This is a genomic window from Panacibacter microcysteis, assembly GCF_015831355.1.
In the GTDB taxonomy this organism is placed as follows: Bacteria; Bacteroidota; Bacteroidia; order Chitinophagales; family Chitinophagaceae; genus Panacibacter; species Panacibacter microcysteis.
On the sequence record NZ_JADWYR010000003.1, the window covers coordinates 175,620 to 196,984 of the forward strand.

At 42.1% G+C, this 21,365-nt stretch carries 25 protein-coding genes and 1 tRNA gene; 18 read left to right on the forward strand and 8 right to left on the reverse strand.

All coding sequences use genetic code 11. The features are described from left to right. The first annotated feature begins 166 nt into the window (after positions 1–166). Positions 167–1,456 (forward strand): cell division protein ZapB, encoded by a 1,290-nt coding sequence (locus I5907_RS20090; RefSeq protein WP_196992643.1) that lies wholly within the window; start codon positions 167–169, stop codon positions 1,454–1,456. Between the two features lie 132 nt (positions 1,457–1,588). Further along, on the forward strand, positions 1,589–3,382 hold the full coding sequence (locus I5907_RS20095; protein ID WP_196992644.1) for a zinc-dependent metalloprotease: 1,794 nt from the start codon (positions 1,589–1,591) through the stop codon (positions 3,380–3,382). A gap of 138 nt (positions 3,383–3,520) precedes the next feature. Here I5907_RS20095 and I5907_RS20100 read toward each other — a convergent pair whose 3' ends face one another. Continuing rightward, positions 3,521–4,165: a hypothetical protein gene (locus I5907_RS20100; protein ID WP_196992645.1), complete on the reverse strand. Its 645-nt coding sequence runs from the start codon at positions 4,163–4,165 to the stop codon at positions 3,521–3,523. 572 nt (positions 4,166–4,737) lie between these two features. Then, positions 4,738–5,040: a hypothetical protein gene (locus I5907_RS20105; RefSeq protein ID WP_196992646.1), complete on the reverse strand. Its 303-nt coding sequence runs from the start codon at positions 5,038–5,040 to the stop codon at positions 4,738–4,740. 111 nt (positions 5,041–5,151) lie between these two features. Here I5907_RS20105 and I5907_RS20110 point away from each other — a divergent pair, with 111 nt between their 5' ends. The 5 genes from I5907_RS20110 (at position 5,152) to I5907_RS20130 (ending at position 9,101) form a co-directional block, all read left to right on the forward strand. Beyond that, a complete protein-coding gene (locus tag I5907_RS20110; protein WP_196992647.1) occupies positions 5,152–6,219 on the forward strand; it encodes a 3-oxoacyl-ACP synthase III family protein in 1,068 nt (355 codons plus the stop codon). Between the two features lie 235 nt (positions 6,220–6,454). Then, a complete protein-coding gene (gene chrA / locus I5907_RS20115) occupies positions 6,455–7,762 on the forward strand; it encodes a chromate efflux transporter (protein WP_196992648.1) in 1,308 nt (435 codons plus the stop codon). Positions 7,763–8,001: 239 nt separating this feature from the next. Beyond that, a complete protein-coding gene (locus I5907_RS20120; protein ID WP_196992649.1) occupies positions 8,002–8,250 on the forward strand; it encodes a hypothetical protein in 249 nt (82 codons plus the stop codon). Further along, a complete protein-coding gene (locus I5907_RS20125; protein WP_196992650.1) occupies positions 8,225–8,578 on the forward strand; it encodes a hypothetical protein in 354 nt (117 codons plus the stop codon). Before I5907_RS20120 ends, I5907_RS20125 begins: the two co-directional genes overlap by 26 nt. 61 nt (positions 8,579–8,639) lie before the next feature. Beyond that, positions 8,640–9,101, forward strand: a complete 462-nt coding sequence (locus I5907_RS20130) for a hypothetical protein (protein ID WP_231402204.1) — start codon at positions 8,640–8,642, stop codon at positions 9,099–9,101. Positions 9,102–9,127: 26 nt separating this feature from the next. On the opposite strand, the gene I5907_RS20135 is transcribed toward I5907_RS20130, so the two are convergent. Further along, positions 9,128–9,319 carry a hypothetical protein gene (locus I5907_RS20135; RefSeq protein ID WP_196992652.1) on the reverse strand — a complete coding sequence of 64 codons (192 nt, stop codon included), beginning with the start codon at positions 9,317–9,319 and terminating at the stop codon, positions 9,128–9,130. 479 nt (positions 9,320–9,798) lie between these two features. Here I5907_RS20135 and I5907_RS20140 point away from each other — a divergent pair, with 479 nt between their 5' ends. Then, a complete protein-coding gene (locus tag I5907_RS20140) occupies positions 9,799–10,365 on the forward strand; it encodes a helix-turn-helix domain-containing protein (RefSeq protein WP_196992653.1) in 567 nt (188 codons plus the stop codon). Positions 10,366–10,371: 6 nt separating this feature from the next. Here I5907_RS20140 and I5907_RS20145 read toward each other — a convergent pair whose 3' ends face one another. The 4 genes from I5907_RS20145 to I5907_RS20160 all read right to left on the reverse strand — a co-directional run bounded on the left by I5907_RS20145 (position 10,372) and on the right by I5907_RS20160 (position 12,804). Next, positions 10,372–10,815 (reverse strand): KTSC domain-containing protein, encoded by a 444-nt coding sequence (locus I5907_RS20145; RefSeq protein WP_196992654.1) that lies wholly within the window; start codon positions 10,813–10,815, stop codon positions 10,372–10,374. 469 nt (positions 10,816–11,284) lie between these two features. Further along, complete coding sequence (locus I5907_RS20150) at positions 11,285–11,590, reverse strand: RNA-binding regulator (protein ID WP_196992655.1); 306 nt, start codon at positions 11,588–11,590, stop codon at positions 11,285–11,287. Between the two features lie 218 nt (positions 11,591–11,808). Further along, positions 11,809–12,057, reverse strand: a complete 249-nt coding sequence (locus tag I5907_RS20155; protein WP_196992656.1) for a hypothetical protein — start codon at positions 12,055–12,057, stop codon at positions 11,809–11,811. Positions 12,058–12,531: 474 nt separating this feature from the next. After that, complete coding sequence (locus tag I5907_RS20160; RefSeq protein ID WP_196992657.1) at positions 12,532–12,804, reverse strand: hypothetical protein; 273 nt, start codon at positions 12,802–12,804, stop codon at positions 12,532–12,534. 292 nt (positions 12,805–13,096) lie between these two features. Here I5907_RS20160 and I5907_RS21855 point away from each other — a divergent pair, with 292 nt between their 5' ends. The 9 genes from I5907_RS21855 (at position 13,097) to I5907_RS20200 (ending at position 19,739) form a co-directional block, all read left to right on the forward strand. Beyond that, entirely contained in the window at positions 13,097–13,222 is a 126-nt protein-coding gene (locus tag I5907_RS21855; RefSeq protein ID WP_283016303.1) for a hypothetical protein, read from the forward strand. 160 nt (positions 13,223–13,382) lie between these two features. Further along, a complete protein-coding gene (locus tag I5907_RS20165; protein ID WP_196992658.1) occupies positions 13,383–13,607 on the forward strand; it encodes a hypothetical protein in 225 nt (74 codons plus the stop codon). Positions 13,608–13,753: 146 nt separating this feature from the next. Continuing rightward, positions 13,754–14,149, forward strand: a complete 396-nt coding sequence (locus I5907_RS20170; RefSeq protein WP_231402205.1) for a TBP-associated factor 9 domain-containing protein — start codon at positions 13,754–13,756, stop codon at positions 14,147–14,149. Between the two features lie 222 nt (positions 14,150–14,371). After that, positions 14,372–14,593 (forward strand): hypothetical protein, encoded by a 222-nt coding sequence (locus I5907_RS20175; RefSeq protein ID WP_196992660.1) that lies wholly within the window; start codon positions 14,372–14,374, stop codon positions 14,591–14,593. A 275-nt stretch (positions 14,594–14,868) separates the two neighbouring features. Beyond that, positions 14,869–16,428 carry a UvrD-helicase domain-containing protein gene (locus I5907_RS20180; protein ID WP_196992661.1) on the forward strand — a complete coding sequence of 520 codons (1,560 nt, stop codon included), beginning with the start codon at positions 14,869–14,871 and terminating at the stop codon, positions 16,426–16,428. Positions 16,429–16,664: 236 nt separating this feature from the next. Next, entirely contained in the window at positions 16,665–17,492 is an 828-nt protein-coding gene (locus tag I5907_RS20185; RefSeq protein WP_196992662.1) for a hypothetical protein, read from the forward strand. Positions 17,493–17,732: 240 nt separating this feature from the next. After that, on the forward strand, positions 17,733–18,299 hold the full coding sequence (locus I5907_RS20190) for a cupin domain-containing protein (RefSeq protein ID WP_196992663.1): 567 nt from the start codon (positions 17,733–17,735) through the stop codon (positions 18,297–18,299). A 302-nt stretch (positions 18,300–18,601) separates the two neighbouring features. Next, the gene (locus tag I5907_RS20195; protein WP_196992664.1) at positions 18,602–18,958 is read left to right on the forward strand and encodes a bleomycin resistance protein; all 357 of its coding nucleotides are present in this window, start codon (positions 18,602–18,604) and stop codon (positions 18,956–18,958) included. 274 nt (positions 18,959–19,232) lie between these two features. Beyond that, positions 19,233–19,739, forward strand: a complete 507-nt coding sequence (locus I5907_RS20200) for a hypothetical protein (protein WP_196992665.1) — start codon at positions 19,233–19,235, stop codon at positions 19,737–19,739. Between the two features lie 362 nt (positions 19,740–20,101). Here I5907_RS20200 and I5907_RS20205 read toward each other — a convergent pair. Beyond that, positions 20,102–20,175: transfer RNA gene (locus I5907_RS20205), tRNA-Asp, on the reverse strand. Between the two features lie 121 nt (positions 20,176–20,296). Here I5907_RS20205 and I5907_RS20210 point away from each other — a divergent pair. Continuing rightward, on the forward strand, positions 20,297–21,292 hold the full coding sequence (locus tag I5907_RS20210; protein ID WP_196992666.1) for an acetyl-CoA carboxylase carboxyltransferase subunit alpha: 996 nt from the start codon (positions 20,297–20,299) through the stop codon (positions 21,290–21,292). Positions 21,293–21,365 lie beyond the last annotated feature (73 nt).

Sequence of the window (21,365 nt, forward strand, 5' to 3'; positions counted from 1 at the left end):
CTTTCCTGCTTTTGCAAAAGGATAATACAGTGTTTTCTGTCATTGGTTTCAATGATAAAAATGCTCCGCTGCCAGGCGCAATCATTGTATTCAACGATTGTTGCCGCCCTGCTATTGATCAATATTTGTGTATCAAATTATTCTAACCAAAACAAAACTTTCAGCTATGAGAAAGATAACTTTTTTGCTAATCACTTCCTTTGTTCTTACAGGCACAATCAATGCACAAAACCGTTTTCCTGCAAGTGGCCGTGCAGGTATCAACACGCTTTCGCCGGCATCGTCATTACAGGTGGTAGGTGGCGCAAGAATTGGTACCACGGTCAATTACCTCAATGTAGATAGTGCTACCGGCAACCTAAGTTTTGCCGGCACGGCAGGCTATCGCGTGGCCAATAACCAGTTTGCTTTTGTGTCGGCAGGTGCACCTGCGGCAGGGCTGTTTTTCAATGCTGCAGCACTTCGGTACGAGTTCAGGTCTACCGCCGGTATTTCAAACCTCAATATTGGTGCAGATGCAAATGGCCGCATCGGTATAGGCACCGGCACGCCTGCAGAAAAAACCACTGTTGTAGATGGCGGCAACACAAATCAATACAGCGGCATTGTGGGTGTATATGCCAATAATCTTACGCAGGGTATTGGTATAGGATACCAGGGTATCAAAGCAATCGGCAGCAACAATGACCAGGATCTTTCCCTCAATGCAAAAAACCTCGGCAATATTACCATGCAGGTATCCGGTGCATCAGGCAATGTTGGTATAGGCACATTAACGCCAGGCAGTAAACTCACAGTAGCAGGTACGGCAAGCATTTCCGGCAATGCCATATTTTCTTCCCGGGTGGGTATAGGTATTGCACCCAACGCACCATTGCAGTTGTCAAACGAAGTAGCCAACCGCAAGATTGTTTTATACCAGGGCCCGTCCAATGATCACCAGTTTTATGGTTTTGGTGTAAATAACCTTACGCTCCGCTACCAGGTAGATACAACAGCAGCAGACCACGTGTTTTTTGCAGGCGCATCATCATCCACTTCTGCAGAGCTGTTCCGTATTAAAGGCAACGGCAATGTTACCGTAGGCGCTGTTGCACCAGCTACAGGTTATAAACTTACCATCGGCGGCAAGGTCATCTGTACAGAAGTGAAAGTGCAGTTGCAGCCCTTCCCGGACTATGTGTTCGACAAGAAATACCAGTTGCCAACACTCGCAGCATTGCAGGAGCACATCAACGAGTTTCATCGTTTACCAGGCATGCCTGCTGCGGCCGAAATTGAAAGCAATGGTATGGAAGTAGGTAAAATGCAGGGCAAGATCGTAGAGAAAGTAGAAGAGGCAACATTGTATATACTGCAGTTGTACAAAGAGAATGAACAACTGAAAGAGCAGGTAAAACAACTGGCCGAAAAAATGGCTGCCATACAACAGGCTTTAAACAATGTAAAGCAATAGTTAACCGGCACCATTACTACTGGCATCTGCGGTTGTGTCACTCACTTGTACGTTCATATCGCTGTTCAGCAGGTACACAACCTTGTTAAGTAGCAGCATGCCACGTTTATGTTCATCTTTAAAATGAAATCAATGAAAAAGAAATGCATATTATACCTGCATTCCGTAGCAGTACTGTTACTGTGCACAGTCAGCAGTGTCAATGCGCAAAAATTATTTACTGCAGTGCCTGTAAATACTACTGCCGCAGAATCTGCCATACTGCGCAATACATTCAGGAAGCAAACCATCGTGCAGCTCGATCTGCCGGCCATCTATAACCACGTACAAAACGCAGGCAAAAGCAGTAACATCATCATAGATGCGGGCAACCTTTTCAAATGGGATGTGTTGCTGGAACAACATGAATTGCGCAGTGCCGATTACTTTGCCGAACGTACCACTGCAAAGGGTACAGCGCAATTGCAGCGCGAAGCATTGTTTACCTATGCCGGAGCCCTCAAAGGCAACGACCGTGCCCTCGTAAGGTTTAATATACGCAGGCAGCAGATGAGTGGCAATGTGCTGTATAATGGAAAATCGATGTACATAGAACCATTAAAAAAGTTTGTTGCTGCTGCCCCGGCAGACAGGTATGTGGTCTATTATGCAGGCGATGTAAAGCCGGTAAAAGGCAACTGTAACCAGGCAGGTACCCCTGCGTCTGTGGCTGTTGAACAAAAGGCTGCCTCGCTCGAAGCCGCACCTGCACCGGATTGCAGGATCATTGAGATTGCCACAGATTCTGACTGGGAAAATTATGTACAGGGTGTAACAAGCACAGACATTATAGAAAACCTCAATTTCGTGGAGCCGCTGTATGCAACCTACTTTGGCGCACAGATCGTTATTAAATACCAGCATGAGTGGGCCACACCTTTAGACCCTTTTACAAGTATTTACGCCTGTAACAACGCAGGCAGCACGAGGCTTTCAGAATTTGCCGACTACTGGCGAAACAATTACGCATGGGTTAAAAGAGATATTAGCCTGCTATACTCGGGTGTTGATTTCGATGGCTCAACAATTGGATGTGCTTACCTGGGCGGTTTTAACTCTGCCAGCGATCTTTGTTACGCGGTGATACAGTGGATCGGCTCACACAGCGATGAAACGCGTGAAGTGCTGGTTGCACACGAGGTAGGGCATATTTTCAACTGCGCCCACGATGAAATTGGCTGCAGCAGTACAGACGGGCCAATTATGTGTTCGTCCATCAATGTAGCTTGCACAGATAATTGTACACCATACTGGTCTGCATTAAGCTTTAGCGCTATCACCACAAGTATGACACAATCCTATGGCAGTGCGAGGTTGCGCAAGCGCGATTTCTTTTACCCGGTTAATTCCACGCTGGCTTTTGGTTTACCGTATGTGGCTTCCGGGAATGATATTTTTATTACTTCAGAAAATATCGTTGGCAGCAGCTTACTGGGCGATGGAAGCATTTTATACTCGGCCACCGATAACCTTACATTATTACCCGGCTTTTCTGCATCTGTTGGTAATGGCACGGGAAAATTTATTGCCTTCATAGGCTCGTGTGTGTTCAATACGCAAAATAAGCAAAGCCAGCCGCAGACTGCTTTAGCAACCACACCCGAAGCAGTTCAACAAAAGGCCGTTGCTAACAATATCGTTTATATTTATCCCAATCCCTTCAATGCGCAAACGCAAGTAAATATTACGGTGGCAAAAGCTGCCACAGCCAGTATTACCGTGTACGATGTAAATGGCAAAATTGCAGACAACCCTCCCAGGCGCAGTACGCTTATACCGGGCAGTAACATGGTAACTTACAACAACGCAACATTAAAACCAGGTGTGTATTTATTCGTGGTAGATATCGACGGGCAGCGCTATACACAGCGGGTTGTAAAAATGTAAACACATACTGTTTCACTTCCACTTCATGAAAGCGTAAAATAATACACCGTAGTATTTGTGCTGTTTAACAAAGCGACTGCCTTCTTATGGGGCAGTCGCTTTGCACCTGGCAGCGTGTGTTATCGTGCCTTTGTTACATTATTTTCCCAGGTCGTTACAATCCTGCAGGCAATAGTTTGTTCCACCATACCATTTGCCATTGGTGATTTTTGTAACAGCACCACCCCAGGCTGTTTGCGTATCGGTAGTTGTGCCGCCACTGCATTTAACCACTACCGCATGCGGGTACACGCAATAGCAGGTGCAGGAGCCGAGCGCCGTTTTGGGTATTTTGAATGTGTACGCACCAGGTAAACCATTTGCACCACATGGCCCGTCTGTACCATATGCAAACACCTGTTTAAAAGGGAATTTCCCCGGCGCAAGGTCTGAACTTTTACTCTGGGTGCAATCTCCGTTGATGTTGCATTCCACGCTTAATTGTACCTCCTTTATTTTCCAGTCACCGGTGGTGTGGTAGGTTACATAAACATTGTCTGCATCGTTGGCTATTTCTACGGAGCCTGCGGGAATGGTTTGCCCTGCGGTAAGCGGTTCTATTTGCGAATAGCCGCAGATGTTAATGATGTTGCCGCCGGCATCTGTAAAGGAATTTGAAACCGTGGCGCTTACGGCGCCTGTTGCGGCGGGTTGTGTTTTTACCTCTTTTGAACAGGCGAAAAATACAAACGCACCCGCAGAGAACAGGAGTACGTTTACTAACAATCGTGCTGAGACTTTCATAAACATTGGATTTTAAAAATTAAAAAATGAAAACCTTATAAAACAAAAATGTACATGCAGAGCAATCGCCGGCAAATGGATGAAACCAACAACACGCATGATCAAAAAAAAATTTTCATTGGAGCAGGAGGGTTGCACTGCCAAACGCAGTTACTGTGTGTGCAAACAGGATAGATGAGGATGTTAAGCTATGTAATGGAAACTACCGATGAATATACATACAAACACGGTTACGTTAGAAAAAAGCTACTTAAATAAACATAAAAACCGGAAATTTTTCAATGGTTGTTGTAAGTACGGCAATCGTCCGGGCGCCTGTTTTACAAAATGTATTACGGTTAGCCGGGGCACTACCAACAGCTTTGTTTTTATAATAGCTTCTATTGGAAGTAAGTACTAAAATGAAATAATTTATATGTAAGTATTTTTTGATGCGTTTACTGGTCATGCACCAATATGGTTGCGCACAGGTAGCTGTTGCTATTCAGATAAGAAGATGAAACCTGAACGCTGCAGCCGCCATAAAAGTGGAACCCCGAACCGAGCGTGGCAACCGGCGATGCCATAGCAAACTACTGCCTGTAACATAATAAACATTCGCGGTCTTTGCGTGTAGCAGATTGTAAAGATGTTACTGCCAGTAACATACGTATAACTTTTGCGCCGCCTGAGATCAATAAATGTTCAACACGCAAGTCTTGCTGTGTGGGTTTAAGCAGGTAAAAAACCGGCATAAAAAGATTTCTTTTACAGATACCTGCAGACTTTCTTACATTTATCGGGTCAGCGTTTGTACGTGGTGTGGGCTTTATCATACCAATGGGCATTATTACTTTTACAGGAATGGCAATACGCCGTTCCCGGGGTTTACCCAAATGCTTTCCTTGTGCATACCGGCACTTTTATATCGTTTTTTTGTTGCCACTGTATACAGGAACAACAGCAACAAATAAAGGATGACCTTAATTTATTAAACTTTTTATCTGATGCATTTGAGTACGGTTATTACAGGAACAGGTTCTTATCTTCCAACTATTACAAAAGCAAATACTGATTTTGGAACGCAGGCGTTTTTCAGCGAGGTATCTCAGCCAATGACCACCAACCAGGCAGACCTGATTGAAAAATTTAAAAAGATCACCGGTATTGAAGAGCGGCGTTATGCCTCCAAAGAGCTTACTACATCAGACATTGCGGCCATTGCCGCAAAAGGCGCTGTTGAAGACAGTGGTATAGACCCGGAAACACTGGATGTCATTATTGTTGCACACAATTTCGGTAACGTTATACAGGGTACTATACAGAGCGATGCCGTACCATCGCTTGCCAACAGGGTTAAACACCACCTGCAGATAAAAAATCCCAAATGCGTAGCGTACGATCTTTTATTCGGCTGCCCCGGCTGGCTGCAGGGTGTAATACAGGCCGATGCTTTCTTTAAAGCAGGCATGGCAAAAAATGCGCTGGTAGTGGGTGCCGAAACACTTTCCAGGGTTATAGACCAGTACGACCGCGACAGTATGATCTTTAGCGATGGTGCAGGCGCGGTGGTGATGCAATACAAAGAAGACACGGCGGGTATATTGGGTTGTACAGCCGCCAGCCATAGCCTCGATGAGATCAGCTACATCAATATGGCAAAGTCTTACCACCCCGGCAGCGATGAAGCCATACGCTACATAAAAATGAAAGGCAGAAAAGTATACGAATATGCTTTGAAATTTGTACCGCAAGCCATGAAAGAATGCCTGGAGATTAGCGGCGTAAAAATTGAAGACGTAAAAAAGATCTTCATACACCAGGCCAATGAAAAAATGGACCAGGCCATAGTTGATGCGCTGTATGTAATGTATGGCTACAGCAAAGCACCTATAGACATTATGCCCATGACCGTTCATTATCTTGGTAACAGCTCCGTTGCCACCATACCCACACTGTATGATCTTGTGCTGCACGGTAAAGATGCAGAGCACAGCCTGCACAAAGGTGACATCATTATGTTTGCTTCTGTAGGTGCAGGTATGAATATTAATGCAGCATGTTATAGAGTGTAAACAGTATCTCCTTTTGCCGCTTCGTAATATGCACAATGCCGGTATCATGTTGTAACCGGCAGTAGTTTTTTATGGCATCGTCCCTTGTGTCACTCACTTGTACAGTATAGCTGATGGCAGCTGCAGTCCGCGGTTGCAGTCAGCATCCTTCTATGCCTGCACCGTCAATCTTTCATGCATGTAACACCGCTGTTATATTATTTTCTTACCTATATTCGGTTGTAATACCATTAGCATGCAAAAGCCATCTTTCAGGGAAGCATTTAAGTTCTGGACCAAACTTGGTTTCATCAGTTTTGGCGGGCCCGCAGGCCAGATCGCTATTATGCACGAGTTCCTGGTAGATAAAAAAAAATGGATCAGTGACAGCCGTTTTTTGCACGCGCTAAACTATTGTATGATCTTACCCGGCCCCGAAGCACAGCAGCTTGCTACGTATATTGGCTGGCTGTTGCACGGTTTCTGGGGTGGTATTGCAGCAGGTGTAATGTTTGTGTTGCCTTCCATGTTCATACTAACCGGCCTTAGTGTGCTCTATGTAACTTTTGGCAACATACCCTGGATATATGCCATGTTTGCCGGGCTTAAGCCTGCGGTTATAGCCATCGTTATACTGGCACTTATCAAGATCGGTAAAAAATCACTTGTCTCGTACTACCATTATGTTATTGCTGCGCTGGCCTTTGTATGCATCTTTTTCTTCAACATTCCTTTTCCGCTCATTATAATAGGTGTACTTGTCCTGGCAGCGTTGCTGAAGCAATGGTTTCCTGCACTGTTTGCAGGCAAGGGTGGTAAAGCAGACACTAAAGAGGTAGATGAGACCGGTTATATCATCAACAGGTATGCTGTGGTACAGGGCAGCTTTTCGTGGCTCCATTTTGCAAAACAGTTATTGGCCGGTATGGCATTGTGGTGTGTACCGTTTATATTCCTGTACTTCTTTGTGCCTGATTTTGCGTTCTGGCAAAACCTGTCTGTTTTTTTTACAAAAGCTGCGCTGGTAACTTTTGGTGGCGCATATGCCGTGCTGCCTTATGTAGCCCAGGTTAGCGTGGAAAAATTTAACTGGCTGTCCAAATACCAGATGATCGATGGTCTTGCGCTGGGTGAAACAACACCCGGGCCGCTTATCATGGTGCTGGCTTTTGTAGGTTTTATGGCCGGGCATAACCATTTTTTCAATTCAGCCTGGTACGGCACACTGGGGCTTGTACTTACTACGTATTATACTTTCCTGCCTTGCTTTCTCTTCATTTTTATGGGGGCACCTGTTATTGAACGTACAAGGGGCAACAACAGCATTAAACAGGTACTCAGTTTTGTTACGGCAGCCGTTGTTGGTGTTGTGCTCAACCTTACTATTTATCTCGCCGGTGCTGTTATTTTCCCGGCAGGGGTGTCACTGGCACAGCTCGATTATATCATGCTTGCCTGGATCATTATCTCATTCATAGCCATGTATCGTTTTAAAATTGGTATGATACCCTGGATAGGTGTCAGCGCATTATTTGGGCTGGTACATTATTATTTGCTGCACTAGTCATGCTTTTTCCGTCAAACCTGTGCTCCCGGCAATGAATGCGTAGCGCTTCACTGCACAATCAGTAAATAATGTAAGTTATTCGCATAGTTGTGTAAGATTAAAGACTGTTAATAGCAGACCTTTATAAGGATCGGTGTATTGCATTTGTAGTATGCCGGTGCACCATGTTGAAGGCAGTGACAGCGTCGTTTACGCTACCGGCCAAGGAACATTTTTTACCACAGCAAAAGCATATCATGTATACAATAAAGCATTTCACATTCCGCTGGTACAGCTCCATTACAGCGCCGCAGGCATACAGTATACCAGCACCTGCAGCACTAAACATCAGTAGTGCAGGCAGGAACAGTTACGTTCCGGTTGCGCTTTTGAAAAAGACATACAATAACCAGTTTTTTACGGGCCCCCTGCAATTCGCAGGCATGCCGGTAACACAATACAATACACAAATAACAGATAATGAACAAGCAGCTTTTAGCCTCTAGTAAGCAACCTTTGGAAAACAAATACCCTGCACTCTCTTACACAGCCGCATTTGTATACAAACAACAACACCAGGAAGAAGTAATCGGTAAACTAATCAGGATGCAGCCTGCCGCCGCTGACAGCAGCCTGGTTACAGATGTAATTGTAACACCCTTCGGATATTTAAATAAAGTACTGCATACCATGAAAACCCGGTCAATGACCAATGAAGAAGCATTGGCGTTTCTGGAAAAAGATGATTGCAGTTGCACAGTGTACGTGGTAAACACAGAAAAAAATACGCTTTTGCATGTAAACCTGCTGAAGTACCTGGCACATGCCGGCTAGCACGAATAGATCGTGTAGCTATGGCTGAAGTGGTAATGCAAAATGCATGGAAAAAAACATTATGAGTTATACATCAAAAGAGAAATACGATGCCATCATGGCCATCGGCCAGTATGGCAAAGCAGAGATAAGCGTAAGCGTATACGAAGACCTGGAGAAGTTCAATCTTATTATCATTGTTAGGCATAATGACATTATTTCCGGTGCCACGTTAACTTACTCCGGTGCCGAATTGTTCAGGCGGTTAAAGAAAAGCGATGATTATGCAGCTTTGATCAAAAATGATTTTCAAACCGTTTTCAATGGCGTGGTTTTTTTCTTTCATAAAACCGGTACAACCAATCCCTTTGCCTCTTACAATATCAGCTTTAATAACAATGGTACGGTAAAGAATTTTAGCATGCTTAAAACGCATAATGCTATTTGGAAGATTGAGCACAATGTATTGCCCTCATGGGTGCAGGAAATGGAGATGGAGTTCAGTGAAGCTATAATACACAATGAGCAATCCCAACAGGCGTGACTTGCTGTAAAAATGCATCCGCATCATTATAAAAGCCATGCAAGCCTTTCAAAAAAAGGTATGGATGATTTATTGATGTACACACTATAAGCAAAATGATATTTTCTTACCCGTAATTGTTCCTCCCGTTCCTGTTGCACCATATTTTCCAGGATGGTATAAAATTTTTTGCACTCGTTCACTGAATCAATGTCCGGTAAGTGTAATAAGTTATCCAAAATTCATCACTTTATTAGTTAATGTATGAAATGGCCACCCGGCAATACGTGTGCTAAGCCATCTGCACCATAGTATAAACACCACCGGTCTTATTGCTGTTATTAGTATAGGTTAACCACGGCCCGGTTGAAAATGATAGCCGTAAAACCAGCAGTGATATACTTTGGCTAGTTTTCAGGAAGGGAAATAACCTCTTGCAAGGTCAACTGTTATGCATTGTTTGTCTTTGTAAAACTACTCTAAGAATACAAGGGTTTGTTATACAATTGTAAAGCCTTCTTGTATCATTCACAGGCTGCCGTGGTGGTAAGCTTTAATGCCTTTATTACACCAGCGGTGTTGCCGTTTAATAAGCTTACCTTGCAGCATTGCTGCGGCTTACTCGAAACGATTTTATGTTTCTTGCCGCTGTAAAAAAAGCAGGTTATATGGCAGGTAACTTATCCTGTTATATATACACTTGTTCCACACAAAAATTATGAAGCTCTTTATAAAAAACATGGTTTGTACCAGGTGTATTATGGTGGTGCGGCAGGAGTTAGCAACACTGGGTTTTCACCCAACATCCATCGCATTGGGCGAAGCGAACTTTTTGAAAACGACTGTTATCACCGGCTTGCAGTACAAACAAATAAACAGTGCGCTGCTACCCTGGGGGTTAGAGCTCATGCATGATAAAAAGCTGGTATTGGTAGAAAAAATAAAACAGGTCATCATCAGCGCTGTGTATTGTTCCGGCGGGCCACTGCAAACAAACTTTTCAGACCACCTGGTACAAAAGCTGCAGTATGATTATACCTATATGTCCAACCTGTTTTCTTCCGCAGAAGGTGTAACCATAGAACATTTTATTATTCACCATAAAATAGCGCGGGTAAAAGAATTGTTGCAATGCAATGAAATGAACCTTACAGAAATTGCCTGGAACCTGCACTACAGCAGCGTTGCGCATCTTTCAAACCAATTTAAGAAAGTAACCGGTCTCACACCATCTCAATTCAAATTGCAGAAGCACCGGTCATATGTGCAGGATACCAGTTGCTAAACGGTGTCATCGTAAAGTCTTTGTCAGCTGAAGCTGGTATTGCTTTTTTATATGCTGGTTATAAAACTGCCCAAACGAGGCAGCGTTTTTAAAATCGCTCCACACGGTAGCAGGCATGTGCTGGTGAATGTATGATTGCTTATCCGTTTCCAGCACAAAAAATCCTGTCACGCTATCACAACTATAAAAGCTGGCACCTCTTATCCAACTGCTCTTTCCTGTATTCACTTTGTCGCTATAAACGAATGTTGTTTTTACAATTAGGTTTTTGGCCTGCTCATAAGAGGCAAAGCTTTCCGGTATGCCGGCGCATGCAGGCGCTATGGCAGGTTGTGTAGCGGAGACGGCATGGTGCGCAGCAGGAGGTATTTCCTTTGTATCGTTATTGCCGGTGCTGCACGAAAGCAGCAGCGCACTCATTAATAAAGCAGGTAATGGTTTATACATCATGTTGAAGGTGGTTTTACCATGTTCTGAAGGTGATGGTTTATAAAAAAAATATTATAGAGCCGGCGGTAGTTTGTTATGGCATCGTCCCTTGTGTCACTCACTTGTACTGTATATCATTGGGCGGCTGCAGGTTTCGGTGCTATGCCTGTTACAAGGCATAGTAATAGTTTGGCTGCATTCTTCAACGGCAAGACCGTACCCGCAAACTGCAGTTCCCAAAAGTTATACAGATGAAAGGATTGCGACGCAACAGGCGATGCCATGAAAAACCGCTGCCGGTACCTGTATTATCAGCCATTAAACTATAAGCGCTGTGGTGCGAACATTTGGTGATAGCAGGGAATGATTATGCCGTGAATTGAATGTTGCAGGAGAAAGAAGAGAAGCCTGCATGAAATAAGGGGTTGGCCGGGGCTGGTATAAATAAAAAACAAGCCCCTGTGAGGAGGCTTGTTTAATAAAAATGCGATTAGTATCTGTTCTTATTATAACTGTTGCCGTTATTGAAATTTCTATCGCGTGAAGGACGGCTTTCTTTTGGCTTTGCCTCAGATACACCGATCGTTCTGTTTTCTACTGTTGCACCATCAAGCTCTGCAATGGCTTTTTTGGATGCAGCTTCATCAGCCATTTCAACAAAACCAAATCCTCTTGATCTGCCTGTTTCCCTGTCTGTGATAACTTTAGCTGAAGTAACTTCTCCGTAAGGAGCAAAAAAATCCTTTAAGTCTTCATCCTGAACGTTGAAGCTTAAATTTGAAACATAAATGTTCATTTCTAACAATTGATTGATTAAATAATTTCTGAGGAAAGCAAGAAGTAACGAACTAACTATAATGCAGATGTAAAAAGCATGTAATTAATGAATACTAATGCGAGGCTCATATTAACGGCGTGAAGATAGGCTTTTATTTTACATAAGCATGATAAAATAATTATAATGCTTTCCGAAAGGTTGCGAAAGCATTATAATTACCATGTTTTGCAGGCACATTAATTGAGCAATTCATCGATGGGTATAGCATCCAGGTAATGCCTGATGGCATTGGTATCTGGCAATACGCGGTATTCATCAATACGGTTGTCTGCCACATTGCAAAAGGCCTCTACATAATAATCTTCTAACTGGAACAGGAATACTACAACATGCGGATATGTTCGCCGGGCCAATGGAACGGCCTTGTGCATAACAGACCATTTTTTTTCCGCTTCACTTAATAGAATAAACTCTGAAAGCTTCATAATGTTAATCTTAAAATGTTAACGAATAAAGGCTTACCAAAACTTTACACTAACTGATAACGAGAACAAAAACTGAGACGATTGATAACGGAACTGAACTTTGTAAACGGGTTGCAACACTTGTTGAGACAATGTAAGACAGGGCGTGCTGCTGATTGAACGGAACGTTGTAAAGATATGGCAATAAGCCGGAAGACGGATAAAAAAGTATAGTCGTGGTTTTATGCCCGTGCCTTTTACGGAGTAAATACACAGGATACTGTGCATGGCTACCAGCGTGCCCAGTGGCTTCTGACCTGGTAGAGTACTTTTTTTATTATTGTACCGGGCCGTAAATCAATTTTAAAAAAACGAAAACGAAAGATCGTATTAAACATAGGTATGAATTTTTTATAAGAGCAGGCTTGCTTTGTAATCTGTCAGGTGGTGATACACCCGTTATTGTTATATACCTGCGAAGCCGCCGGAAGATTGTCAGGCATTTTTTCTGTGTGCCATTTTACTGCGTTCTGCAAATACATTGCGAAGCTTATAAGCCACCTGCCTGAAAAGTGCCGGTTCCTGTGTTTCCATGCCTCCTGATTCTGTCCAGGCCCTTTTGTCATGGTTATAGGTTAGTATGGTTTCATTGCCATATTCCTGCAGCGTATTATTGAATCGTAATAAAATAATATCTGATACCTGTAGAAAGTTGTAAGCCACATATGCCACGAAATTGACATCGTTATGTTGTAATGATATAGTCATAATAAAATGCTTTAATAATAAGATGTGCGAGGGAGCAAATTTCGGGGGCAGGAATTTCTCTCAATAGCGGAAAGGTAAGCTTTATATAGCTGGTTTAAGCGTAACGGGATATATATAATAAAAGGGTATAGGAGTTAGCAGGTGTAGCGTACTGAAACCCCGGCGTTTGCAATGATATATACCTGCAAATTTATTTTACCTGCAGAGCATTGTGGCCGTAATAACAAACTAAACAGGCAAGATCTGCAGGAGTGCCTACCTTTGCCACTGGTCATCACCAAATGTCTAATCTATGAAGCTCTTTTCTTACAGCAATTACGATAATATTTTTGTACGGGTTACCATTATTCTTGCAATAGTGATCGTGGTGGGTCTGCTTATTTATGGCGCGTATACACTGCTGGCCGGCCATTCCTGAAATGCTTAAAGTTTTCCCGTTTTATTTGCTAATACATTGAACATTTTTAGCCTGTTGTACAACACATACGGCAAGTAGTAACGCTTATGCGTATGTATAACTTATACACATGGTCTTATGAATAGCCTGCGGCTGTTATCTTTGGGCCTTTTAATCAATTATGCTCCGTAGCATTGTAATCAGGAAAGTAAAACATCGGTGGGTAGTGTCGTGGCAGGATAGCAGGATCATCGCCAAGCGTTTTTTCCTGCAAAATGCTGTTGCACGTGCCAAAAGAAAAGTACGCAACCTCGAGCCTGGTAAGATCACCTCTATTGTTGTATACGATAACGATTTACCCACACAGATCTGGAGTTTTGAAACAGATGGGTTTCCACCGTTGTAAGAGAATGTTCTGTTGTTATCTTCTTAATTTCTTGTTGTTGCATTCCTTTCAAAATGATTGCAGACTTGCTTCATGTCGTGGTTTTCTAATACTGCGCTGCAGCTTCGTTTGCTAATGATGAAGAAATGAACAATTTAATGTGTGCTTTGCTATTTAGAGCTGAGAATCCTGTGGTGCCTGTAATCAATAAAGTGGATGTTCAGGAACTAACCTACAAGTGGGAAGAAAACACCAACACCTACAGCAATGCTACCACCGCTTACGCTTATGTGCAGGCCTTTGCGGATCCTGCAGGCACGATACCGGTTACACTGAAAAATTTTGCTTTTCGTTGCAAGCAGACGGTTAAGAAAGATGGTTCACTGTACTCGGAGCATGTCTTCGAAACATTTAAACTAACCGGCCAGCAGATGAATATTAACCTTTCTATTTATCACCTGGTGGAGTATGACTTCACCAGCACTGGTGGCTATGCACAGCCGGCAGGGCATTATGAGAGTTCATTTGAATTGTTACCTGGTGAAGGGTATGGAGTAATATAATTTTGGTAGCCAGCTTTTGTATTTTAATGAAGCTGCTGTTGCGTCGCACTCTTGTACTTTCTGATTGCGTGGCATCTGCTACATTTGCAGTGCCCACATTTATAGGTTAGTCTCAAAGCTCTACCTTGTCTGGTCATGACCGGATGGGGTTGAGGTAATTCCGGCTCTTTGGGGTTCGGGGTTCAACGCAAAAAACGTTGTGGGCGCCTCAACCTCTTTTTTATGTGGCAGCCTGCACTCGCAAATTTCCTTTCTAAATACACTCCTGTTAAGACCATCGCTGAAAGCGACGATCAGTTTACTACCCGCGAAATAAAACGTTTACTGGAAGATCATACAGGCGCTGACGTTGACCTCAATGAATTATATGTGGCATTGCTGGATGCCGGATTTGAGTATGTTTCCCAAGGGCATGAGATGTTATGGTTGTTCAGGAAGCTTTAGTTTGTCTTGAGAAAGCTTTGATCGAATCTCGCAGTTGGTTGTAGCTTACCCATTTTCTGTTTTACATACCAACCAAGCGTCGAACCCTTCACTTTCTTGGGTATGGGAAGTAAATGTTTTTCAGAAAATAATTCCATTGGTATAAATTCACAGCGAATTCCGTAAATTTCGATGCAGAATATAGGTTTCTTATAATCAATTACTTTTATCATTTAGCTTCATAAATATACGAGTTAGCTGTAATGCGACACCACCATACTTAGAACACTCAAAATATGAAAATACTTCTTGCAGGACCTGGTACAGGTAAGACAACCAAAGTAAAAAAAATAATTTCCGAGGATTTTCCAGAAGCCGAAAAAATTAATGTAATCTCATTTACAAATGCAACTGTGAATGATTTAACTAACAGCTTCAATGAAAATCCTAAAGTCTCTTGTTCGACTTTGCACAGTTTTGCTTTAAAGCTTAATCACCTTCCTGAACTTCACATTATTGACAACAAGGTTGAATTTAAAATCTTGTCGGCTCTCTCTAATAAAATAGAAATTGATTTTTCAACTTTATGTGAGTTTGTAAAGTGTATCACATTTGACGGAATGATTGCTAGCTGTGTAGGGTTTATTAAAGCAAATCCAGCATATGCAGAAGAAAAAATTGGAAAGTTAGACTTGCTTCTCGTTGATGAATTTCAAGACTTCAACCCAAATGAACAGGAACTTGTAATGCTTGCATCCAAACTGTCAGCTGAAACAATAATTTTAGGCGATGATGACCAATCAATTTATGGATTTAAAGATGCTGACCCCGATGGCATTATTTCACTTTATAATAACGAGACGGTTACAAAAATTGACCACGAAAATATTTGCTACCGCTGTCCAGACGAAGTAGTTGACTATTGCGTAAAGCTTTTAAAAAGAAATAAAAAGAGAGTTGATAAAGCGTGGAATAAATCTAACAAAGAAGGAAATATTTACTTTAAACAACTTCTTACGCAATCTCAATGTGACGATTATAATCTTGAGATAATCAAAACAATTAAAGCTAAAGAGCCAGACGCAAGCATACTTGTTTTGAGTCCTTTGGGTGTTGTTGTAGAAACTTTAAAGGCAAAACTTACAGAAGAACAAATTGCAATAAATGATTGCTGGAACGAAGATTGGGATAAAGAGTTGTTGGCTAAGATTTGGTGGATGAATGCTATCTATGGTAAAAACAAATTACCCTACATATTATTTTTACTAAAACATTATGGACATTTTGCCAAAGCTAAATTGATTACTCTCTTAAAGACAAAGTTTCAAGCTGGATTTACAGAAGATCAGCTAATCAAAGATTTACTTGACTTGGGGTATTTACCTGAACAGTTAGCGACTTTTATAACATCACAACCTTCAATAGCAGAATTTTTTGACACTCAAGAAGAGTTTGACTCCTTGAAAGAATATATAGACGAGGATGAAATCGCAGAAAGTATATCTTACCTGACTAGTAAAGTCAAGGTTAAGAAAGAGTTTGAAAAAGGTCAGATAAATTTTATGTCAATTCATAAATCTAAAGGGCTTCAAGCCGACTATGTATTAATAAATGGTTTGGTTTCGGGTATTTTGCCAAACGAGTCAAGAGGCTTAGACACTATAGAAGCTCAAAGGAGGCTATTGTTTGTTGGAATGACAAGGGCATTGAAAGAATTGCATATGGTATCAACAGTTGAATGGCAGGGTAAGGATTTAATGGGGAACAATGCAGATATGCAGGAGTTTAAATTTGACAAGTATAAGAGAAAATACAACGGCAAGACTTCCAAATTCGTGGAAGAAATTAAAGTCTAAATACCAAATTTGAAAGCACTACAGCTAACATTGGTATTGCTGCAAGTGGGGCTGGACGTTGAAACTTCGGCTGTTTGCATCGCTGTACTTTAGTTCGGGCAGACGAATATCTATTTGGCTTTTTGTTGTTAACTTCAACTTCATATTTTCAATTGGGCAGCAGTTCCGGGCTGGACGTTATAAAATATCCCACCTGCAGCAATACCTGCCCGTTGTACGCCACTTAGTGACACATTATGCAGACATATCCGACTAAAAGAAAAAGACTTACTGCATTAATTTCAGCAACAAAAATTCTTAGTTCAACTTGCCAGCTTTTTATAATTGACAAACGTAGCAAAAAGCCACATGGCTGTGCAGTTCTTGTAACTTGTAACTCAAAATATTATTGCTTGTCAAACTCTCATGTTTTTAATAAAAGCAAATTTCCAAATGTTTACATGCTCACAAGGGACAATGAATATGTGCTGTTAGAGGGAGGATTAATGTATTCAGAACCAAGCTTTGGCAACAACATAAACAATGACACTTTTGACGTAGGGATTATGGAACTAACTGAACAAGTAAAGGACAAGTTTTTTGGATATACGTTTTTGGAACTTGACCAAATTGAAACTTCTGTAACATTACTACGCAATAATGTGACAATGATTGCTGCCTATCCTGCAACTAAAACTAAGTTTGACAGCAAAACAAAATCTTTAAAATTTAATCCGCTTATAGTTCGGACAATTCCCATAACGAAAGACTATTCAAACATAGGATTTCCTAAAGCTTATCATCATGTAGTTGACTTCCCAAAAAAATCTTTCAAAGAAACAAGCACCGAACAACGAATGACAGCAGCTCAACCACACGGTATGAGTGGAAGTGGACTTTGGATATTAGCGGGAAAATCAGAATTAGATTATCAACCGTTTCTAATTGGAATTTTATCAGAGTATCACGAAAACAAATCAATGATATTTTCGACAAAAATTGATTTATACTTATCAATTATCAAACAGCTTTTTGACAATTCTTTGCCATACAATGGAATTAAGGTGGACTTGACCGTTAACTGAAGATAAGCGGCGTACAACATTGGGTTTTATGCAATTTGGGCGTTACCAGCAAACATCAACCAATTGCAAATCCAGGCTTTGGTTCGGGCAGGACAAACACCTTTCAACTTTAGTTCTTAAATTCAACTTTATATTTTCAATCAGCAGCGGTTATCGGCGGACGGAATACTAATACCCAACCTGCATAAAGCCCTGCCCGTTGTGTGAAATTTTAGTACCACCTTTTAAATAATTACAGCTATGAAAAGAAATAAATTTATTGCATCTATTCTGACTGTAATGTCAGCTCCAATTTTTGCAATCTCACAATTGCCAACCAAATTGCTAAGACAAAAAAGAGGATTTAAAATACCAGCAGGAGAAGGGCGAATTCACGGACACATTAAATTGAAAGGTGTAAACTCCAATATCCTTGATGTGAAAATTTCAGGAAGTGACACGGATGGCGACTTGGCAATTTTTGAGCAGACTTCTTTGTCGCAGGGCAAGGGAACACCTTTACATATTCACAATGCACAGGACGAAATATTTTATGTGATAGAAGGCTCATATAAGTTTCAAGTAGGTGACGACAAATTTGATTTGACAACTGGTGACAGTATATTTTTACCACGACAAGTTGCTCATGCTTGGACTCAAGTATCTGAAAAAGGAAAAATGACGGTAATAATGCAACCTGCAGGCAAATTGGAGAATTTCTTTGTTACAATGGCTGCTTTAGACCATGAGCCAAGTAAGGAAGAAATATCAAAGATTTTTGCAGACAATGATATGCAAGTAGTTGGACCACCTTTAAAAATTGATTGACCGATACGAAAAACTTCACACAACAATGGTTTAGCAAAATTGGGGCTTGACCAGCAAATCTTCAGCTTCAGTTCGCTAATCATCTCCTGTTCCGGGCTGGATAATCTTCTCCTGGCTGTTGTGCGCAACTTCAAATTTTAGTCATAAATTCAACTTCGGTTCCGGGCGGACAGTTGGAAAATCCCCCTACTTCGGTAAGCCTTGGCCGTTGGCTGCAACCTTTCCGTTCATAAACAAAGAATGCTTGCAACAATACTCATGACAACTTTTGACGAATTACATTTGCTTAAAATAATAATGATATGCTGACAGCCATCAATCCAAAGTTGCCAATGAGCAACAAAGCTGCTACAAAAGACTTTTACATCAACAAATTAGGATTTCAAAACGTAGGTAGTTCTGAATACGACGGTTATTTGATGGTCGAAAAAGACAATATAGAAATTCACTTTTTTGAATTCAAAGAAATTGAGGCTAAAGAAAATTATTCAGGAGTTTATATCAGAACAGACAACATTGACAACCTATATCAATCATTGTTGGACAATGATGTAAGCATACATCCTAACGGGCCTTTAGAGACCAAGCCGTGGGGACAAAGGGAATTTGCTTTGCTTGACCCTGACAATAATTTATTGACTTTTGGGCAGAGTGTATGAGGAAAGTTGTCGACAGGAAGTAAGCGGCAGCAGCTAACATGCGGTTTGCTGCTATGCTGGCAGTCGTAGTAACAATCGACTGCAGTTCGGTATCAGCTACAGTTCGGGAATGAGGTACAATTTTGAGCATTAGTTCACAACTTCAACTTTAGTTTTACAATTCGGCTATTGTGCCGGGCAGGACATTCAATGAATTCCACCACAGCAGCAAGCCGTGGACGTTTTCATTCTTACTGTCCTTTGAGTGCCGCCTGATTAGGCGGATTTTTGTGTTATGCTAAAAGACAATATCCGCGGCTGGTTAACTGGAGGCCAAAATTTTATCGTTGGCCGTGGGCTGTATAAGCAGCTTGGGGATGATGATGATATCAAACAACAGCTGTTAAAGGGTGAGAACGCCGGCACTAGACGATTGCTATGGGAATCACTGGAGAATTTATTACGGAGACCCGTAAAAGAGGCAATTATAGTTGATTCTACAGCCTCTGAAATGCCTGCTTCAAATGATACAGTACGAAAAGCATTGCGCGAAGAATGGTCGCCATTATACACTCGCATGAACTATTTGCGTGCACGGATTGACGAGTATGGTGGATCCAATAATTCAGAAACAGTTGCTTTGCGTGAACCGATCGCTTTCGAAATCCTCGATCTTGAAGATCAGTGCGAAGCGATTTGGGCAAAGCGTTCACATTATCTTGAACATGGATCGCTGCCCGACCTAGACCAGAAAGAATTTACCATCCCGGAAGATTCACGAGAACTGGCCAAATTACTGTAGAACATTCCACGCAATATTCGTCGCAATCCTGGAACACAATGCCGGCATGATTGAAGGCGTGGACTACGTTTGTTATAAAGCACCACCGGAGCATTGGAAAAAGCCGTTATTAAAACTGAAAAAGTTTGACAAAGTAATTTCATTTGCTACCGGCTTTTGTATTTGTCTAGCTTCGCAAAAAGTAGCCGGTAGTGCAAACGGTTACAATGCTTTTTGGTTGTCGCAAGGGTGTTGCATGTTTGAGGCAAATCATGCAGAAAAAGCAGATTTGAGCACTTTTTCGAGGGGGGAAGCAATTCCCTAAAATGCAAACTGGGCGCTGAAAGTAGCGCCCAGTAAGGATTTCAACATCTTATGTTCTGCGGACCGGACGGGACTCGAACCCGCGACCTCCGCCGTGACAGGGCGGCATTCTAACCAACTGAACTACCGATCCTTGTAGTTCCCTTTGTTTTCGGGACGGCAAAGATAAGGGGAAACATATTTTTCAAACAAAACTTTTCCGCAAAAAATTTCTCACTGTAATTTTACCGCCTATCAATCTATATATTCGCATTATGCCGCAATACCCCAATAGACAATTCCTGGATTTTGAACAGCCCATCAAGGAGCTGTATGAACATATTGAGGAAAACAAAAAACTTGCTGAAAAAAATTCCAAAATAGATTATAAAGGAATCATTCAGCAACTGGAAGATTCTATAGTAGATAAACGCAAAGAAATTACCGAGCGCCTTACACCATGGCAGCGCGTACAGCTCAGCCGCCACCCGGACCGCCCATACACACTCAAGTATATAGAGAAAATGACCACCAATTTCGTTGAGTTACATGGCGACCGCAATGTAAAAGACGATAAAGCAATGGTGGGCGGCTTTGCAGAGCTCGATGGGCAAACCGTCATGATCATCGGCCAGCAAAAAGGGATCAACACCAAAACAAGGCAGCTTCGCAATTTCGGTATGGCCAATCCCGAAGGTTACCGCAAAGCACTCCGGTTAATGAAGCTTGCCGAAAAGTTCAACAAACCTGTCATCACTTTAATAGATACACCCGGCGCTTATCCCGGTCTCGAGGCCGAAGAGCGTGGCCAGGGCGAGGCTATTGCCCGTAACATTTACGAAATGGTGCGCCTCAAAGTGCCTATTATATGTGTCATCATTGGCGAAGGTGCCAGCGGTGGTGCATTGGGCATTGGTGTGGGAGATAAGGTGCTGATGATGGAAAATACCTGGTACACCGTTATTTCCCCGGAGAGCTGCAGCTCCATTCTCTGGCGTAGCTGGGACAAAAAAGAAATAGCGGCAGAGCAGTTGCGCCTTACCGCAAAAGACATGCACAGTTTTGGCCTGGTAGACGATATCGTGCCCGAACCGGTTGGCGGCGCACATTGGGATTATGCAGAAGCTGCACAAATACTAAAGGGTTACATCAGCAAAGCACTTAGCGAAGTAAAAGATATGCCCGCAGAAAGCCGTATGGATTACCGCATAGAGAAGTTTGGCAAAATGGGCTTTTGGGATGAGTTGCCCGTTACAGATGCGGCGGAGTAAGGTTATGAACCCGGCATCGGTATTTCAATGTAGCACCTGTTGCGTCGCACACTTGTACTGCATCACCGCAGGC